Source organism: Flavobacterium sp. H122 (assembly GCF_004959765.1).
GTDB lineage: Bacteria > Bacteroidota > Bacteroidia > Flavobacteriales > Flavobacteriaceae > Flavobacterium.
The window spans coordinates 89,041-108,640 of the sequence record NZ_SJZD01000009.1; the positions used below are offsets into that span (position 1 = coordinate 89,041).

A 19,600-nucleotide genomic window follows, 5' to 3' on the forward strand; every position below is an offset into this window, starting at 1 on the left:
ACATGGACATAAAAAATGCTCAATTAGACGTAGACAACTGGATAAAAAATCACGGTGTTCGTTATTTTAACGAATTAACAAATATGGCACAATTAACCGAAGAAGTTGGAGAGGTTGCGCGTATTATAGCTCGTCGATACGGTGAACAATCTGAAAAAGAAAGCGATAAAAATAAAGATCTAGGGGAAGAATTGGCCGATGTGGTTTTTGTGGTGTTGTGTCTGGCAAATCAAACAGGAGTGGATCTGCAGGCGGCTTTCGATAAAAAAATGGATTTGAAAACAAAACGTGATCACGACCGTCATCACAATAACGAAAAATTGAAATAGGTTGAACTGGATACTGCTAATCATTGCCGGACTCTTTGAAGTGGGCTTTGCAACCTGTTTGGGTAAAGCAAAAGAAAACTCTGGTAATAATGCCATCATGTGGTATTTAGGTTTTTTGTTCTGCTTAACCATTAGCATGGTTTTACTGGTTAAAGTCAGTAAAGAATTGCCTATTGGGACAGCCTACGCAGTTTGGACTGGAATAGGAGCAGTAGGTAGTGTTGTTGTTGGTATTTTTGTTTTTAAAGAACCGGCAACTTTTTGGCGGGTTTTCTTTTTATCAACCTTAATTCTGTCAATAGTCGGACTAAAATTTGTATCTAAATAATGAAACTTTTTCTTCAAAAATCTATAATTAATACACAATCTACTATTGCAATATCAGGAAGTAAATCTGAAACGAATCGATTATTGTTGTTAAAGGCTCTGTATCCAAAAATCATTTTGGAAAATATATCTAATTCTGATGATTCAGATGTGATGACAAAAGCCTTGAGCAGTGATGATTTTGTTAAGAATATACACCATGCTGGAACTGCTATGCGCTTTCTGACTGCTTATTTTGCTGTTAAGGAAGATAGTCAGGTTGTTTTAACAGGGTCTTCAAGAATGAAAGAACGACCTATAAAAATTTTGGTTGAAGCTTTACAGCAGTTGGGAGCGAATGTTTCATATGAAGAAAATGAAGGTTATCCGCCAATTAAAATTAAAGGAAAAAAAATAACACAAAATAAAGTTTCCTTACCAGCTAATGTTAGTAGTCAATATATTTCGGCTTTGTTGCTTATAGCACCTAAATTAGAAAACGGTTTGGAATTGACTTTAGAAGGTGAAATTACTTCAGTTCCTTATATTAAAATGACATTGGCACTACTGGATGAAATTGGGGTTTTAACATCGTTTGAAGGAAATGTCATTACAGTAAGTCAAAAATCAGAAGTTGAAAATCAAAAGTTGACTGTTGAATCCGATTGGAGTTCTGCATCGTATTGGTATTCAATTGTAGCTTTATCAGATGTTGGAACCCAAATCACTTTGTCAAGTTATAAGGGAAACAGTCTGCAAGGTGATTCTGCTTTGGATGAAATTTATAAATATTTTGGAGTGCAAACAGTTTTTAATAGTGATAATTCTGTAACGATATCAAAACAAATAACTCATAATTCTCAATTTATAACTCATAACTTAAACAATTGTCCTGATATTGCGCAAACTATAGCTGTAACTTGTTTTGGATTAGGGGTTGGCTGTGATTTGTACGGACTGCATACACTCAAAATTAAAGAGACAGACAGGTTGGAAGCTTTGAAGACTGAATTGACAAAACTGAATGCTGAAATTTCGGTGACAAACGATTCTTTACATTTAAAACCTTCCAATCAAATAAAGGATAACGTAACAATTGCGACCTATCAGGATCACCGTATGGCTATGGCATTTGCCCCTTTGGCGTTAAAAACTAATATTCTTATAGAAGAAGCGGAAGTGGTTTCAAAATCATATCCTGATTTTTGGAAAGATTTACAGGCTGTTGGTTTTGTTGTTAATCAGTTGTGATGGGCTATAAATAAAGGGTTTTTGAAAATAAAATTCAAAACACTTGACAACCCCTATCTCACGATAGTATATTTGCATCCTTGTAATCTTACAAGTATCATCCCAAGCTAGTCGAAGGATGAATTCTAAAATCTGAAATCTAAAAGTAAGTATGAAGTTATCAAATTTCAATTTTAATCTTCCGGCTGAATTACTGGCGGAATACCCTGCAGAAAATCGTGATGAATCTCGTTTAATGGTTGTTCACCGTAAAACTGGTGAAATTGAGCACAAATTGTTCAAAGATATTATCGAATATTTTGATGAAGGAGATGTAATGGTAGTGAATAACACTAAGGTATTCCCAGCTCGTTTATATGGAAATAAAGAAAAAACCGGAGCTCGTATTGAAGTGTTCTTGTTAAGAGAATTAAATGCAGAGCAACGTCTTTGGGATGTTTTAGTAGATCCGGCACGTAAAATCCGTATTGGTAACAAATTATACTTTGGTGATGACGATTCATTAGTTGCAGAAGTAATTGACAATACTACATCACGTGGTAGAACATTACGTTTCTTATATGATGGTTCATATGAAGAATTCCGTCAAAAATTAGTGGACTTGGGAGAAACACCAATCCCTAAATATATCAACCGTGAAGTAAATGAAGATGACGCTGAGCGTTACCAAACAATTTATGCTAAAGAAGAAGGAGCTGTAGCAGCACCAACTGCCGGTTTGCATTTCTCTAAGCATTTGATGAAACGTTTGGAAATTAAAGGAATCAACTTTGCTGAAGTAACGTTACACGTTGGTTTAGGTACTTTCAACCCGGTAGAAGTTGAAGATTTATCTAAACACAAAATGGATTCTGAGGAAATTCGTATTGATCAGGAAGCTTGTGATGTTGTGAACAAAGCAAAAGCAAATAAAAAACGTGTTTGTGCTATTGGAACAACTACAATGCGTGCTATGGAAAGTTCTGTTTCGTCAAATAGAACATTAAATTCATTTGACGGCTGGACAAACAAGTTTATCTTCCCTCCTTATGATTTTAGTGTGGCTGATTGTATGGTAACAAATTTCCACACACCTAAATCAACATTATTGATGATGATTTCAGCGTTTTGCGGTCATGATTTAATGATGAAAGCGTATAAAGAAGCTATCGAGCAAAAATACCGTTTCTATTCATACGGTGATGCGATGTTGATTTTGTAATATTCAGATAAAATATAGGAAAGCGTCCGCCTAGGCGGACGCTTTTTTTGTGCTCGGTTTTCAGTGAAAACTTAAAGATTTTCAGAAATTTTGTAAAATCAATTTGTTTGTCCGATATAACCGTTTTAAAAATGGATGTAAAACTTATAAATTCATTGGTACAAACAACTTTTCGGCCGATACAAGTAATTTTTCAGTCAGTACAAATGATTTTTAATTAGGTACAGATAACTTTTCAGTCGGTACAGTTGATTTTTCATCCGGTACAAATCATTTTTTATTTGATACAAACGATTTTTTACCTGGTAGAAAAGACTTTTTATTGGTAAATATAATTTTAGTCAACAAGATAATTCATCTGTCAGTAGTATTTTTTTTTAATACCATTCACCACTTACCATTCACCATTCACCATTAATAATTACCCCTTTGTCATTTTCTAACTTTTCAATACTTTTACTCCCCAAATAAATCAACCAAAAATGACCTTTCAAAACACTTTAGATTTTGCACGCCAGCTTGATGCTCAGGATGAGTTAAAAGAGTATCGCAACGAGTTTATTTTTCCGCAGCATAACGGGAAAAATGTAGTTTATTTTACCGGGAACTCATTAGGATTACAGCCTAAACGTACTAAAAAGTATGTAGATGATATTATGAACGATTGGGCAAACCTGGCAGTAGAAGGTCACTTTTATGCGGAAAAACCTTGGTGGGATTATCAGGAACGTTTTGCACAGCCGTTAAGTAAAATTGTAGGGGCAAAACCAACAGAAGTTACCGTAATGAATACATTAACGGTGAATCTGCATTTGTTAATGGTGTCTTTTTATAAGCCCGAAGTTAAGCGTTATAAAATCATTTGTGAAGAGAAAGCATTCCCTTCTGACCAGTATATGTTTCAAAGTCAGGTGAAGTTTCATGGGTATGACCCCAAAGATGCTATTGTTGAGATTAAACGCAGGGAAGGGGAGCACAATATCCGATTGGAAGATATTGTTGCCAAAATTAATGAAGTAGGTGATGAGTTGGCTTTGGTTTTATTCGGGGGTGTAAATTATTATACGGGTCAGGTTTTTGATATGAAAGCAATTACTGAAGCCGGTCATAAAGCAGGAGCAATAGTAGGTTTCGATTTAGCACATGCTGCCGGTAATATCGAATTGAAATTGAATGAGTGGAATGTCGATTTCGCGGCTTGGTGTTCGTATAAATACATGAATTCAGGGCCCGGAAATGCTTCGGGTTGTTTCGTGCATGAAAAACATCATTATGCTGATTTGAATCGTTTTGCAGGATGGTGGGGACATAACAAAGAACGCCGATTTAAAATGGAACCTGATTTTGATCCGGTACATGGTGCTGATGGATGGCAGGTGAGTAATTTACCGGTATTGTCATTGGCTCCGTATCTGGCATCAGCCGAAATGTTTGCTGAAGTGGGAATGGAGAAACTAATTAAAAAGCGCGATCAGATCACGTCTTATCTTGAATTTATTTTACACGAAATTGACAGCCAGATACCAGGAACTGAATTTGAAATTATTACACCCGAAAATCAAGAAGAAAGAGCTTGTCAATTGTCGGTTTTCTTACATGGACAAGGAAGAAGTCTTTTTGATTACCTAATGTCTAATGGAGTAATAACCGATTGGCGCGAACCAAATGTAATCCGCCTTGCACCAGTGCCTTTTTATACTTCGTATGAAGATATGTACAATTTTGGACAGATTTTGAAGGAAGGGATTTTGAATGCTTCTAGATAATTCGAAACATCTAAAAATCCAATAATCTAATAATCAATAACTAAAGAAATGCATAGATTCAAAGATTTGGAAATCTGGAAATTGAGTAGAAGATTTTGTAGCTTGATTTATGTCGCTACAGAATGTTATCCTGAAAATGAAAAATTTGGATTAACTAATCAGTTGAGAAGAGCATCAGTTTCAATACCTTCCAATATTGCAGAAGGAGCGTCTAGAAAATCAAATAAAGATTTTTTAAGATTTCTGGAAATTGCTGTAGGTTCCTGTTATGAGTTAGAGACACAATTGTTGTTGTCAAATGACTTGGGCTTTTTAGAAACTAAAAAATTAGAAGAATTACTTTTTGAATTAAATAAGATTGTGCAAATGACTTCAAAATTTATGACAACATTAAAATCTTGAAGACATGAATCTAAAGGTTTAATTTTCAAAAATCTAATAATCGAATTATCAAACAATCTAATAATCAAAGATATGACAAAACAACAAATTATAGACAATTTTGATCCATCACAACCAGGCTTAGCAGATGCTACGGTTTTTGGATTGCCTTTTTCTGCAGAAGATTCAGAAATTATTGTAATTCCAGTGCCTTGGGAAGTAACAGTTAGTTATGGAGCTGGTGCTTCTGAAGGACCGGATGCTATTATGGATGCTTCGTTTCAGGTGGATTTGAATCATCAGGATTTCCCTGAATTATGGAAACTGGGGATCTATATGGATGATGCGCCTAAACACTGGAAAGTAAATTCAGATAAATATAAATCTTTGGCACAACCAATCATTGAAGCATTGGAAGCTGGCGAGGATATCGAAACGTTTCCGGCATTGCAGTCGGATTTGGATAAAATCAATAAAGTTTGCCGTGAATTGCATACCGAGGTAAAAGAAAAAGTGATTTCGTGGATGAGCAAAGGGAAAAAAGTGGTGCTTCTAGGAGGCGATCATTCGACTCCGCTGGGGTATTACGAAGCTTTAGCGACTAAATATGATAATTACGGAATTTTACATTTAGATGCACACATGGATTTACGTATTGCTTATGAGGGCTTTACGTATTCACATGCTTCTATCATGTACAATACATTACAAATTCCACAGGTTTCTAAAATTGTTCAGGTAGGAATTCGTGATTTCTGTGAGCAGGAAGTGGAAGTGGTACAAAAATCTAATGGTCGTGTTTTAGTTCATACTGATGCCGATTTAAAAGCGGAAACTTTTGAAGGTAAAACATGGGCAGAACAATGCGACGCAATTATAGAATCATTACCGCAAAAAGTTTGTATTTCGTTTGATATCGACGGAATGTATCCTTGGTATTGCCCTAATACAGGAACTCCGGTTCCCGGTGGGTTCTCTTTTGAGCAGGCTACTTACTTATTCAATAAATTAGCATCCAGCGGAAAAGAAATAATCGGATTCGATTTAGTTGAAGTTGCACCGGGAGAAGATGATTGGGACGGGAATGTTGGTGCGCGTATGTTATTCCATATGTGTGGTATTTTAGCTAAAAATAACGGATTGAATACTGGTAAACGTATTCAGTTTCCAAGAAAATAAAATTAAAAAAATAGTAAACAAAGGCGGGCCAATGGTTCGCCTTTGTTTATTATGGATATTTTGTAAGCATTCCTAAAAATGTTATGAAAAAGGTTTTTAAGATGTGGTATTTACTTTGTAATCTAAACTATAAAGATAAATGTCATGAAAAAGATTGCATTAATCATAAACGATAGTAAAAAGAAAGAATAGGAGCAAATTTGAACTTTGATCAGGAGAAGTGTACTTATGAAAATAAGTGCACTTTTTTTATGAAAAATGCTTTAATTGGTTAAATTTGAGAGTTAAATCTTTTCAAATGAAAAAAATCAAACGCTTTTATATCTTTTTATTGATTTTAATAACATTATTGGCAATTGGGATATATGCTTATCTGTATTATACGAAGCCTCAATATGAAGGAGAAGTCCAGATTAAAAATATTAGTAAAGAAACCACAGTTTATTTTGATGAATACGGGATTCCTCATATTTATGCTGCTTCTGAAAATGATGCGCAGACTGTTTTAGGCTATGTTCATGCTCAGGAACGTTTGTGGCAAATGGAATTGTTACGACGTATCGCACCGGGAAAACTTTCGGAAATATTTGGAAATAAAGCGTTAGATAACGATAAGCTGTTTTTGGCTTTGGGAATTGATGAAAATTCAGAACAGGCCATTGCAAAATTAGATAAAAACGGAAAGTCGTATCAGTTGGCTATGGCTTATCTGGATGGAATAAATCAATATCTTGAAAATGGTAAAACACCTATTGAATTCACGTTGTTGGGAATCGAGAAAAAACCTTTCACGTTAAAAGATGTTTACAATATTTTTGGCTACATGGCTTTTAGTTTTGCCTGTGCTCAAAAAACTGATCCCATGTTTACCGATTTAAAGAATAAACTGGATGATGGATATTTAAAAGAATTAGGAGTTGACGGATCATACAATACAACAAAAATAAAAACTAATAATATTCAGAATCAACAATTTATAGAAGCTTCAAAAGCTGTAACCGATTTGTTGGATAAATCACCTTTTCCTCCTTTTATAGGAAGTAATAGTTGGGTGATTGCTCCTAAAAAAACAGCAACAGGAAAGGTTCTTTTTGCAAATGACCCGCATATATCTTATTCACAGCCTGGAACCTGGTACGAAGCACACATTGTAACTCCGGAGCATGAAATGTATGGCTATTATCTGGCAGGAACTCCTTATCCATTGTTGGGACATAATCGTCAGTATGCGTATGGTTTAACTATGTTTGAAAATGATGACGCCGATTTTTATCAGGAAGAAGTCAACCCTTCAAATGCGAATCAGTATAAATCGACAAACGGTTATGCTGATTTTAAAGTAAGAACAAAAGAAATTAAAGTAAAAGACAGTACCACGGTTGTTTTAAAAATTAAAGAAACTAATCATGGAGCTGTGATGAATGGAATACTTCATGATTTTAATCCCAAACAGCCAGTCGCTTTCAAATGGATTTATACCCACGAGGAAAATAAAATTCTTGAAGCGGTTTATTCTTTAAGCCACTCTAAAGGCTTAAGTGATTTCCAAAAAGGTGTTTCTTATATTTCGGCACCAGGGTTAAATATAATGTATGGAGATGCAAAAAATAATATCGCCTGGCAGACTTCGGGGAAATTGTATAAATTCCCAAAAGGAGTGAATCCTAATTATATTCTTAGCGGAACAAATGGTATTGATGATAAAGTGGAATATCTCGATTTTTCTAAAAACCCTAAAGCGGTAAACCCACAGTGGAATTATGTGTATTCTGCTAATAATATGCCGCAGGCTATTGATGGCTATGAATATCCGGGTTATTATCTGCCTGAAGACAGGGCAAAACGAATTGCTGATTTATTGAAAGAAAAAAATAATTGGACAAAAGAAGATGTTTCTAAAATGATTTATGATAATACTTCTTCGGTAAGTTCAAATGTGGCACACAATTTTGTTTCTTGGATTGACTCCAAAAATTTTTCCGAAACTGAAAGACAAGCGTTACAGCAATTAGCGAACTGGAACGGAAGCAACAATACTACAGATGTAGCCCCTACAATTTATAATAAACTGATCTATTTCTATTTTAAAAATACTTTTAAGGACGAAATGGGGGAAATTGCGTTTAAGCAGTTTATGAAAACCCATGCTATGAAACAATGTATCGACAATCAGTCTAAAGTTGAAAATTCATTGTGGTGGGATGATGTGAATACAAAAAGGAAGAAAGAAAATCGTCGTGAAATTTTAACCAAATCATTTAAAGAAACTATCGCAAATCTTTCAGCACAATTAGGGGATGATGTGTCAGCCTGGAACTGGGGTAAAGTACACAAAGTGGAGTATAAGCATCCTATTGGTCAGGTAGCTTTACTACGTCCGTTGTTTAATGTCGGTGTTTTTGAAGCACCGGGAGCAAATGAGGTAATAAACAATGTAATGTATTATTATACTGATGAAGCTTCTTATGACATTTCGGCCGGACCATCAACGAGGAGGGTAATCGATTTCAGTGATATTGAAAATTCATGGAGTATATTGCCAACAGGGCAATCAGGGAATCCTATGAGCAAACATTATAACGATCAGGCACAGATGTATATAGATGGTAAGTTCAGAAAGATGAAAATGAATAGAAAGGAAATTGAAGCCAGTTCAACAAAACTGGTTTTCAAACCTTAAAAATATGACAGAAATCATTCGTGTATTCGTGGCTAAAACCATAAATTTGCACAACTGCTTATAAAATTATAAATGCAAACTCCTCAAAAAATTGCTGTAATTGGTTCTGGATTAGTAGGAACATTGTTAGCAATCTATTTAAAGAAAATGGGACATACGGTTCATGTTTTTGATCGTAGCCCAGATATTAGAACAGTTGAATTTTCGGGACGTTCCATAAATCTTGTAATGTCTAATCGTGGATGGAAGGCATTAGAAGATATTGGAATTGATGAAGAGATTCGTAAAATTGGAATTCCGGTAGATAAACGTGCCATTCATTTACAAGACGGAAAGTTAAATTACCAGAACTACGGTAAAGATGGTGAGGCAATTTTTTCTCTTTCACGCGGTGTTCTAAATCGTAAAATGATTGATTTAGCAGAAGAAGTTGGAGTTGAATTTAAATTTGAGCATAAAATTTGGGATGTTACTCTAGCTGATGCCACTTTGCATATAGGAGAAACCGAAAGAGGGGAGTGGACCGAATTAAAATACGATAAGGTTTTTGGAGCCGATGGCGCTTTTTCAAGAATCCGCCACCGTATGCAGCGTCAAAGTATGTTTGACTACTCACAGGAGTTCATGAAAATTGGCTATAAAGAATTACACATTCCTGCTAATCCCGATGGTACGCATAAAATTGATAAAAACTCTTTGCATATCTGGCCACGGGGAAACTTCATGCTCATGGCCTTGGCTAATTTAGACGGAAGTTTTACTTGTACGCTTTTTATGCCGTTTGAAGGAGAAAATTCGTTTGAAGCGCTAAAAGAGGAAAAAGATCTGGTTGATTTTTTTGCCGAATATTTTCCGGATACAAAAGAAGTAATCCCTGATTTGGTGCATGATTTCTTTAGAAATCCAACAAGTTATCTGGTAATGATGAAGTGTTTTCCTTGGACACACGAAAACAATATTGCATTGATTGGTGATGCTGCTCATGCGATTGTTCCTTTTTACGGTCAGGGAATGAACGTAGGTTTTGAAGATATTACGGTGTTGGTCCAAATGATTGAAAAATATGGTGATGACTGGCAAAAAATCTTCGAAGAATACGGGAAATCACGCAAACCTAATGCTGATGCCATTGCAGAACTTTCTCTCAGAAATTTCATCGAAATGAGTACAAAAACGGCGGATGAAAAGTTTCTGCTTCAAAAGAAAATCGAAAAATGGTTTTCTGACAAACATCCGGAAAAGTGGCTGCCATTATACAGCCGGGTTACTTTTAGTACACAGCCATATTCTGAAGCTTTAGCCATAGGCGATTTCCAAAATAAAATCATGGAAGAAGTTATGGCAATTTCAGATATTGAAAACAAATGGGACAGCGAGGAAGTTGAAGAAAAGATAATCTCCCTTTTGAACTCAAAAGTACATTAAAAATATCAGTTTAAAGTTTACTGCATTATACCATAGGCCCCGAATTTTGTTTTGGGGCTTTCTTTTTGGCTATGAAAATAAGAAAATTCTTAAAATAGATTATATTTGGCACTCAAACTAAACTAAAATCATTCATGGAAATCATTTTGTTATTGATCATATTGGTTGTTCTAATTATTCTGATGAGTAATTTAAATGCCAAATTATCTTCTGTTGTCAATTCAATGGACGAAATGAAAAGGAAAATAGTAAGTCTTCAAGCATATATGGAAAAGAAGAGCGAGGATTTTCCTCCTCTTGTTCAGGATAAGGAAACTGTTGCCCCTCCGGTTGTTAAAGAAGAGCAGAAGTTTGCTTCTTTTGAAGATATTGTTGATGACGAAGATGAAGAAATACAAATCAAGGAAACAATTTTAGATACTGTTTCTGAGCATAAAGAATCAGAAAAGTTTCAGCTTTCAGGAATTGAGGATGAAGAAATTAATGCTGAACCAGCTATGGTATCAGATCAACAGGAACCTGCGTATAAAGAACCTCAAAAAACATGGTTTGAGAAATTCAGGGAAAACAACCCGGATCTGGAAAAATTTGTTGGGGAGAATCTTATTAACAAAATAGGAATTCTGATTTTGGTTTTAGGAATCAGTTTCTTTGTAAAATATGCGATAGACAAAAACTGGATCAATGAAACCGCACGTGTTGGTATTGGAATCTTGGCAGGATCTTTAGTTATGGGCGTAGCACATAAGCTTAAAAAAGAGTATAAAGCTTTCAGTTCTGTAATGGTTGCCGGAGCAATCAGTATTTTTTACTTTACTATTGCAATAGCTTTTCATGATTATCAGTTGTTCAGTCAGCCGGTTGCTTTTAGTATTATGGTTGTTATTACAGCTTTCAGTACGTTTGTCTCTCTGGCTTATGACAGGCAGGAGCTTTCAGTCTTGTCTTTAATTGGTGGTTTTGCAGTTCCTTTTATGGTGAGTACAGGGCAGGGGAATTATATTGTCCTGTTTGTCTATATCGCTGTTTTAAATATTGGAATACTAGGAATTGCCTATTTTAAAAAATGGAATCTGCTTACACTGCTGTCTTTTCTGTTTACAAGTATTCTTTTTGTCAGCTGGTATACAGTTGAGCTGGATAAAAACACACTGCCTCACAAAGGAGCCTTGATTTTTGCTACAGTTTTTTATTTTTTATTCAGCATTATAGCGGTACTCAATAATATAAGAAATAAAGGTTTGTTTACTAAAATGGAATATTTCATTATAGTTGCCAATACTTTTGTTTATTTTGGAATAGGTCTCGGAATTATTCATAATTGGGGAATTGAGGCAAAAGGTTTGTTTACTCTTTCGCTGGCGGTTTATAATCTGATTTACGCAGGCTTTTTATTCAAGAAATTTGGTTTGGATAAAAATGCGGTTTATTTGTTAATCGGTTTTGTGTTTACTTTTGTAACGATTACAATACCGGTTCAGTTCGAAGGCAATCAGATAACGTTGTTTTGGGCATGTGAAGCTGTTTTACTGTATTGGCTATCACAAAAATCCAAAATAGAGCTCTTTAAAACCGGAGCTGTATTGGTTCAGTTACTGACCATTATAAGTTTAATAATGGATTGGACTGTTGTTTATAGTGATTCCGGTCTTACGGTTGTCTTTAATCAAGGATTTCTGACAGGTCTTGTTGTTTCAGGGTCATTGGTGGTGACTTATTTTTTATTGAAAAAAGAAGAAGAAAAAATTAAGATAGCTACTATTTCATTGGATACAGTTTTATTTAGAGAAATTGTTTCTTTTACTGCTTTGGCTGTTGGGTATTTGGTAGGAATGTTCGAAATAACGTATCAGGCTGATCAATATATAGCTAACGAATCTTCAGCCTTGTCACTTCCGGTTACTTATCACTATGTGTTTTCCGGCGCATTGTTATTTTTTGGATTGAAACTGTTTCATGATAAATTCTTTAAGCCATTAACGGTTTTGACAATTTTAAACGTTCTGCTTTATGTTGGAGTGTTCTGCGTAATTCCTTCAGAAGAAATTTTTTCAAACCTTTTGTACAGATATAATTACTCTATTGCATTAATTCTGCATTTTATAATTTTAGGATGTATTGCATATTTTGTCGTTTTTTTAGTAAAGCAAATTATGGAAAAACCTGCCTTTGGCTTCATGAAATCCAAATGGGTATTATGGGGATTGGTTTTTTGCGGCGTTTATATTTTAAGCAATGAAATTATAATTCACAGTTACTATTTTACCAATACAAAAGACTATCTGATTTCATTGCAAAAACAGGAACGAAAAGACAGTACTGTTAATTTTTCATTTATTTATGATCAGATGGAAATGGTCAGGATTCAGGTAGTCAAAATAGGATTTCCTGTTTTATGGGGAATACTGTCTTTTGCCATGTTGATTTTCGGGATTAGAAAACAATGGAAAGATATAAGGATAATAGCCCTGTCACTTTTAGGTCTTACTATAGTGAAGCTATTTGTTTATGATATCAATAATGTGTCTGAAAGTGGTAAAATTATTGCATTTATTTTACTGGGAGTACTGGTGTTGATTATTTCATTTGTGTATCAGAAAATTAAAAAATTAGTTGTTGATGAAGATGCAAATACTGTTTTGGATGAAAAGATTAATTAGTTGCCTGCTGTTTGTGTTTTTTGGGACTACTGTTTCAGGACAGCAGTATAAAGGAGTAATGTCAAAGCCAAATAAGAATGGATTGGCTTTAGTAAAAGTATCTCCGGAAGTTCTTTCTGCCTCTGGAGGTGATTTGGATCACTTAAGGATTCTTGATAAAATGAATACCGAAGTACCTTATGCAGTTTTTTTGAATAATAAAGAAGGTTTTGAGGTAAAGCCTTGCACAATCATTTCAAAGAACTCATCTCCAGGAAAAAATACGTCTATAATAGTTGAAAAATACGGCAAAGCTGAAATTGATAAGTTGGTGTTGAAAATTGGAAATTCTTCAATCTCCAAAAGATACAGTATTAGCGGAAGTAATGACAATAAAGAATGGTTTGGGCTGGTTTATGATGAGGAAATTTCTGATTTGAATGATGAAAACCAAACTTTTGTGGAAAGGGAATTCAGTTTTCCGCTTAATAATTATAAGTACATAAGATTTGATTTTTCAGATAAGAATTCATTGCCAATCAATGTGTTTTCTGTGTCATGTCTTGTGCCTCATTTAATTGAGTCTCCTTTGATTGAGCTTAAAGGTTTTAGTCAAAAGGTTATGCATGACAAGAAAAACAAAAAGACATTGTTGTATATCAACTTTAAATCGCCGCAAATCATTGATGAAATTCAGTTTGAAATTACAGCCCCCCAAATGTATCTGCGTGATGCAAAAATTTTGGCAAACAGAACTCAGACTATTAAAAAGAGAAGTGAAAATTACCTTGAAACTCTAAATCAGTTCTCGTTGAATTCTAAAAGTCAAAATCATTTCAGGATTAATCCGGTTTTTGAAAAGGAATTAATTATAGAAATTGAAAATCAGGATAATCCTGTTTTGGAAATCAAAAAAATAAAATTGCTTCAAAAACCTATCGGCATTGTTGCAGATCTTGAGAAAAATGGAGTGTATACTGTTGTTATAGATTCAAATTATGTTACACCCAATTATGACATAGTGAATTTCAATTTTAATTCTGAAAATGATTTATCACAGATTGTAATTGAGGATTTACATCATTTAACTGCATCTGAAAGTAAAGAATCAGATATGTTTTGGCAAAAACCCTGGTTTTTATGGGTTTCAATAATTACCGGAGCCGTTTTGATAGTTTATTTTGCTTTAGGATTGCTCAAAGATTTAGAGAAGAAAGATTAACTTTCTTCTCTATGTACTAAATCCATTGAAAAAGCAGGTTTGCAGATTGCAATGTATTCGCAGGGTGCATCAAACGGATTCGAATATTGCACCCTTACATTTTTCTCTATTTTAATTGATTGACCAGCTTCAAGAACAACTTTCTCACCATCGATGATAAACTGCTTTTTTCCTGAAATGATATAGGTATACTCGTCAAATTCCGGGGTTTGAAAAGGTTCGCTCCAACCGGGAGGTGCTATCATGTGAGCAATAGATATTTCCGGATTATCAGTGGTTGCCAATCCGTGATGTTCTTCTATTAATTTACCATCGGTTGTAGGAACAACAAATGGTGACTTTTGGATAAAATACTTTTTCATAGTATAGTCATTACGAGGAGGAACGACGAAGCAATCTCATCAATTCCTACTCATTATATTTTCTATTTCTTTAAACAAATCTAACCAATTCGGATTACTTTTTTGTATAAGATTTATTTTATCTCGTCTTGATCCAGCTTTAATTTTTTTTTCTCTTGTTATTGCATCACCAATCATTTGATAACATTCATAATAAACTAATTTTTCTAAATTATATCTTACTGAAAATGATTTTGAATATTTCTTTGTTTTATGCTCAATTATACGTTTAGACAAATTTGAAGTTACTCCTGTGTAAAGAGTTGTGTTGTTTTTATTAGTGATGATATAAATAAACCCAAACGTCATAAATTACAGATTACTTCGTCGTTCCTCCTCGTAATGACTTTTAATAAGAAATCATTTCTTAAAAATAAAATAAACGGCAAGTACCAAAAAACACATTCCAACAGCATGGTTCCATCGTAACGATTCGTTTTTGAAGAAAATCATAGAGAAAATAACAAAAACGATCAAAGTAATTACTTCCTGAATCACTTTTAACTGTAACAGAGAAAAAGGGCCACCGTTGCCTTGAAAACCAATTTTGTTGGCAGGAACCTGAAAACAGTATTCAAATAAAGCCAATCCCCAGCTGATTAGTATTATGGTAATCAAACCAGCATTTTCAAACCATTTCAGTTCTTTAAATTTCAAATGTCCGTACCATGCCAATGTCATAAAAACATTAGAAAGTATGAGCAATCCTATGGTGATATATCCTTTCATGTTAAACGATAAAAACAATCTCAATTCTCAAATTCAATTTTTTTAATTTATATCGACATTGTTAATTATAATTGATTATTGCAATTGATATTGTTTCTTGTAATTGATGTTGATTATTGCAATTGATATTGTTATTTTTTCAATACTTTCATTAAAACGTTAAACGCCCCACGGATAAAACTTGCGCTGGTTACTACTTTTAATACTGATTTACCGATTACTTCTCCTGTGCTTGGTTCTTTAGCGGTTTGTTTTTCTTCTTCTTTTTCAGCAACTTCTTCCGAAATTTCTTCAATTTTTTTAGTCAATATTTCGTGAGCGCTTTCGCGGTCAATTGCTGAGGCATATTTTTCAACCAATTTGGAATTTGAATTTATTACAGTAATTTCTTTTTCAGTCAAAATGTCCATTCGGCTTTCAGGCGCACGCATCATACAGGCAACCAGTGGGGTAGGGATACCTTTTTCGTTTAAAGCAGTTACTAAAGCTTCTCCAATTCCTAATGATGTAATTATTTCGTCAGTTTTATAAAATTCGGAAATAGGGTAGTTTTCAGATGTTTGTTTTATAGCCTGACGGTCATTGGCTGTAAAAGCTCTTAAAGCATGCTGTATTTTCAAGCCCAGCTGTGCTAAAACTCCTTTTGGAACATCGGTTGGATTTTGAGTAATAAAATATACACCAATTCCCTTTGAGCGTATTAATTTTATGATGGTTTCAATTTGATCCAGTAAAGCATCACTGGCCTCGTTGAATATTAAATGCGCTTCATCAATAAAAACAACTAATTCAGGTTGGTCAACATCACCTTTTTCGGGCATAGTATTGTAGATTTCAGCCAGTAAATTAAGCATGAATGTCGAAAACAGCTTTGGTTTGTCCTGGATGTCATTCAAACGTACAATGTTTACATAGCCGTAGCCATTTTTGTCAATACGCATTAAATCTTCAATTTCAAATGATTTTTCACCAAAGAAAATATCACCGCCCTGTTGTTCCAATTCAATTATTTTACGGAGAATTGTTCCTGTGGTTGCGGTTGAAATTTTACCGTATTCCTCAGAAATTTCATCTTTGCCTTCTTCTGTAATGTAATTCATTACTTTTTTAATGTCTTTCAAATCCAGAAGAGGCATTTTTTTATCGTCACAGTATTTGAATATTACAGCAACTACACCAGCCTGTGTTTCATTCAAATCCAATATCCTGGAAAATAAAACCGGGCCAAATTCAGAAACCGTAGCGCGTAATCTGACCCCGTCCTGTGAGGAAAGTGTCATTAATTCTACCGGAAAAGCTTTTGCTTTAAACGGGATATTTATTTTAGTATGTCTTTCTTTTATAAAGTCTTTTTCCTGGCCTTCTGCGGCAATTCCGGAAAAATCTCCTTTTATATCCATCATTAGCACAGGAATTCCGTTTTGTGACAGCTGTTCGGAAAGTACTTGAATCGTTTTTGTTTTTCCTGTACCGGTGGCGCCGGCGATAAGACCGTGACGGTTAAGGGTTTTTAGAGGAATAGTGACAGGAATTGCGTGAGCTTCTCCATCTAGCATTGCGCCGCCTAAATTTATATTGGCTCCTTTGCAGTTATAGCCGTTGGTGATTTCTTTTGTGAAATTTTCTAAAGTACTCATGATTAGTTGTTAAGTAGTGCAATTTATTAAATTTTTGTGTCAAAAATAGCTACAAAAATAATGGGTTTTGGTCTGATTTTTGATGTTGTTAAAAATGAGTAAAAATGTGGTTTTTTTCTTTTTTTTGCGCGCACTGAGATTTGTTGAGAAATTCTCATTAAAAAGAAAAAAATATTGTTTAATATTTAAAAAAAGGAATATTTATCGGTTTTTAATGAAAGATTGTTGTTTTTTGGCTTTAACGCAATTCCAAGTATTTGTGAAACATCTGCACAAAAATCAAAAAAAGTTTTTTTATATCGTGTAAAAAATTAAATTTGCTCCCATTATTTATTAAAAACACAAGAATTTAATCAATTTAAGAAATTTAAATTTTTAGAAAAATGGCAAACAACGTTAAAGTTAAAAAAGAAAAAAGTTCAAACAACGGAGGTGATATTTTCTCTGGACTTGTAATTGTAGCATGTATCTTTGTAGGATGGTTGGTATGGAAATTTGTAATGGGTAACCCGGCAAACTTTGAAGGAAACAATCCTGAAGGGCATCCACTACCAGGGAATTATTTGGCAATGGTTTACAAAGGAGGGGCTATCGTTCCTGTGTTAATGGGCTTATTGTTGATGGTAGTTGTTTTCTCATTTGAGCGTTTCTTCGTTTTAAAGAAAGCAGCTGGTAAAGGTAACTTAGATGCTTTTATGAAAAAAGTACAGGCTAATGTTAACCAAGGTGATATTAATGGTGCTATCGAAAACTGTGATAAGCAGCAAGGTTCGGTTGCTAATGCAATTAAGGCTGGTTTAGTAAAATACAATCAGGTAAAAGCTGAAGGTTTCTCTTCTGAGGATGCTACTGAAACAATCCACAAAGAAATTGAAGAAGTAACTTCATTAGAAATGCCAATGTTGGAGAAAAATATGACTATTTTATCTACATTAGTATCTTTAGGAACTTTAGCAGGTTTATTAGGAACTGTAACAGGTATGATTAAAGCATTCGGTGCGTTGGCAACTTCTGGTACTCCTGACCAGGCAGCGTTGGCAAACGGTATCTCTGAAGCACTTATCAATACTGCAACAGGTATCTCAACTTCAGCTTTAGCGATTGTAGTTTATAACTTCTTTACTTCAAAAATAGATACGTTAACGTATTCAATTGATGAAGCAGCAAATACGATTGTAAATACTTACAGACGTTTCAAAGGAAGTTTAAAATAATATATAGATCGAAAGATTTATTTGAATAAAAAATAATTATGGCAGTAAAAACGCAAAAAAAAGCAGGAGCAATAGACATGACGGCTATGTGTGACGTTGCTTTCCTATTGTTGACGTTCTTTATCTTGACTGCTACAGCAAAACAACCGGAACCTTTGGCTGTTGATATGCCAAACTCAATTGTTCAGACTAAATTGCCGGAAACAGGCTTAGCAACTCTGACAGTGGGTAAAGGAAAAGTTTTCTTTGGAATGGTTGATAGAGATATCAGAGTAAGAACTCTTGAACTAATGGGGCAAGAGTATGGTGTAAATTTTTCTGATGAAGAGAAAACCCGTTTTTCTTTAATCGATGGTTTCGGAGTGCCGCTAGGTAATTTAAAACAAATTATCGCGATGAGCAGTTCAGAAAGAAACGCACAAGATTTACAGCCAGGTATTCCTATGGACTCTATCGATAAGAAAAAAGATGAGTTGTCAAGATGGATTTACAATGCTCGTGCAGCTAGTGCTGAATTGAAAAACGAAGATTTGAAATTCGCTATTAAAGGTGATGCTAAATTGGAGTATCCTTCAATCAAACGAGTAATGGATTTATTACAGGATCAAGATGTGAATAGTTTCAATCTTGTGACTGGTTTACGTGGTAAAGATTTCTAATATAATTAAGATAAAAAGAAATGGCAGAATTAAATGACTCCGGCGGCGGTGGCAAAAAAGGCGACAAAAAGGTAAGAAGTAAAAAATCCAATGCCAAAGTTGACTTAACTGCGATGGTGGACTTAGCGTTCTTGTTAATCACCTTCTTCATGTTGACTACTTCATTGTCTAAACCGCAGTCGATGCCTCTTGGAATGCCTGAAAAAGAAAAGGATAAGAAGGAACCGACTACCATAGATGTTGCTGATAATAGAACCATGACTATTTTATTAGGTGAAAACAATAAAGTAAAATGGTATATGGGGCAGTTTGCAACTCCGCTTGAAGGACCTAAAGATTCTTCTTATGGTAAGGCAGGTATCAGACAGGAAATTTTATCTAAGGTGCAGTCTGTGCCGCAGGTTACAGGTGATTCTAAAAAAGGATTGATTGTGATTTTGAAATTAGATAAGAAAACAAACTATAGAAATATGGTTGACATTCTTGATGAGATGGCAATTGCAAAAGTTCCTACTTATGCAATCGTAGATATAACTCCTGAAGAGAAGGCTTTATTAAACAAGTAATTAACTAATTCTAAT

18 protein-coding genes are annotated in these 19,600 nt (G+C 34.4%); 14 read left to right on the top strand and 4 right to left on the bottom strand.

The window, feature by feature from the left end:
* Positions 1-2: 2 nt before the first annotated feature.
* From EZM65_RS13345 to EZM65_RS13395, 11 genes are all read left to right on the top strand, one after another.
* The gene (locus EZM65_RS13345) at positions 3-329 is read left to right on the top strand and encodes a nucleotide pyrophosphohydrolase (RefSeq protein ID WP_136669056.1); all 327 of its coding nucleotides are present in this window, start codon (positions 3-5) and stop codon (positions 327-329) included.
* Between the two features lies 1 nt (position 330).
* Positions 331-657 carry a multidrug efflux SMR transporter gene (locus tag EZM65_RS13350; protein ID WP_136669057.1) on the top strand — a complete coding sequence of 109 codons (327 nt, stop codon included), beginning with the start codon at positions 331-333 and terminating at the stop codon, positions 655-657.
* Entirely contained in the window at positions 657-1,886 is a 1,230-nt protein-coding gene (locus tag EZM65_RS13355) for a 3-phosphoshikimate 1-carboxyvinyltransferase (protein WP_136669058.1), read from the top strand. Before EZM65_RS13350 ends, EZM65_RS13355 begins: the two co-directional genes overlap by 1 nt.
* A gap of 151 nt (positions 1,887-2,037) precedes the next feature.
* The gene (gene queA, locus EZM65_RS13360) at positions 2,038-3,087 is read left to right on the top strand and encodes a tRNA preQ1(34) S-adenosylmethionine ribosyltransferase-isomerase QueA (RefSeq protein ID WP_136669059.1); all 1,050 of its coding nucleotides are present in this window, start codon (positions 2,038-2,040) and stop codon (positions 3,085-3,087) included.
* 482 nt (positions 3,088-3,569) lie between these two features.
* Positions 3,570-4,853 (top strand): kynureninase, encoded by a 1,284-nt coding sequence (gene kynU, locus EZM65_RS13365; protein ID WP_136669060.1) that lies wholly within the window; start codon positions 3,570-3,572, stop codon positions 4,851-4,853.
* Positions 4,854-4,901: 48 nt separating this feature from the next.
* Positions 4,902-5,255, top strand: coding sequence for a four helix bundle protein (locus tag EZM65_RS13370; protein ID WP_136669061.1), 354 nt, complete (start codon positions 4,902-4,904; stop codon positions 5,253-5,255).
* A gap of 72 nt (positions 5,256-5,327) precedes the next feature.
* Positions 5,328-6,413 (top strand): agmatinase family protein, encoded by a 1,086-nt coding sequence (locus tag EZM65_RS13375; protein ID WP_136669062.1) that lies wholly within the window; start codon positions 5,328-5,330, stop codon positions 6,411-6,413.
* A gap of 298 nt (positions 6,414-6,711) precedes the next feature.
* Positions 6,712-9,093: a penicillin acylase family protein gene (locus EZM65_RS13380; RefSeq protein WP_136669063.1), complete on the top strand. Its 2,382-nt coding sequence runs from the start codon at positions 6,712-6,714 to the stop codon at positions 9,091-9,093.
* Between the two features lie 72 nt (positions 9,094-9,165).
* The gene (locus EZM65_RS13385; protein ID WP_136669064.1) at positions 9,166-10,518 is read left to right on the top strand and encodes an NAD(P)/FAD-dependent oxidoreductase; all 1,353 of its coding nucleotides are present in this window, start codon (positions 9,166-9,168) and stop codon (positions 10,516-10,518) included.
* 134 nt (positions 10,519-10,652) lie between these two features.
* Positions 10,653-13,178, top strand: coding sequence for a DUF2339 domain-containing protein (locus EZM65_RS13390; protein WP_136669065.1), 2,526 nt, complete (start codon positions 10,653-10,655; stop codon positions 13,176-13,178).
* Positions 13,162-14,379, top strand: coding sequence for a discoidin domain-containing protein (locus EZM65_RS13395; RefSeq protein ID WP_136669066.1), 1,218 nt, complete (start codon positions 13,162-13,164; stop codon positions 14,377-14,379). Before EZM65_RS13390 ends, EZM65_RS13395 begins: the two co-directional genes overlap by 17 nt.
* Here the strand turns inward: EZM65_RS13395 and EZM65_RS13400 are convergent.
* From EZM65_RS13400 to EZM65_RS13415, 4 genes are all read right to left on the bottom strand, one after another.
* Entirely contained in the window at positions 14,376-14,741 is a 366-nt protein-coding gene (locus EZM65_RS13400) for a cupin domain-containing protein (protein WP_136669067.1), read from the bottom strand. The two genes, EZM65_RS13395 and EZM65_RS13400, sit on opposite strands and share 4 nt — an antisense overlap.
* A 39-nt stretch (positions 14,742-14,780) precedes the next feature.
* Positions 14,781-15,089: a GIY-YIG nuclease family protein gene (locus tag EZM65_RS13405; protein WP_136669068.1), complete on the bottom strand. Its 309-nt coding sequence runs from the start codon at positions 15,087-15,089 to the stop codon at positions 14,781-14,783.
* 51 nt (positions 15,090-15,140) lie between these two features.
* Positions 15,141-15,509, bottom strand: coding sequence for a DMT family protein (locus EZM65_RS13410; protein WP_136669069.1), 369 nt, complete (start codon positions 15,507-15,509; stop codon positions 15,141-15,143).
* A 131-nt stretch (positions 15,510-15,640) separates the two neighbouring features.
* Positions 15,641-17,146: a helicase HerA-like domain-containing protein gene (locus EZM65_RS13415; protein ID WP_136669070.1), complete on the bottom strand. Its 1,506-nt coding sequence runs from the start codon at positions 17,144-17,146 to the stop codon at positions 15,641-15,643.
* 383 nt (positions 17,147-17,529) lie between these two features.
* Here EZM65_RS13415 and EZM65_RS13420 point away from each other — a divergent pair, with 383 nt between their 5' ends.
* Genes EZM65_RS13420 through EZM65_RS13430 form a run of 3 tightly spaced genes read left to right on the top strand, consistent with a single transcriptional unit; the run spans position 17,530 to position 19,585 of the window.
* Complete coding sequence (locus tag EZM65_RS13420; protein ID WP_136669071.1) at positions 17,530-18,360, top strand: MotA/TolQ/ExbB proton channel family protein; 831 nt, start codon at positions 17,530-17,532, stop codon at positions 18,358-18,360.
* Between the two features lie 35 nt (positions 18,361-18,395).
* Positions 18,396-19,019 (top strand): biopolymer transporter ExbD, encoded by a 624-nt coding sequence (locus tag EZM65_RS13425; RefSeq protein WP_136669072.1) that lies wholly within the window; start codon positions 18,396-18,398, stop codon positions 19,017-19,019.
* A gap of 20 nt (positions 19,020-19,039) precedes the next feature.
* On the top strand, positions 19,040-19,585 hold the full coding sequence (locus EZM65_RS13430; RefSeq protein WP_136669073.1) for a biopolymer transporter ExbD: 546 nt from the start codon (positions 19,040-19,042) through the stop codon (positions 19,583-19,585).
* Positions 19,586-19,600: the final 15 nt, after the last annotated feature.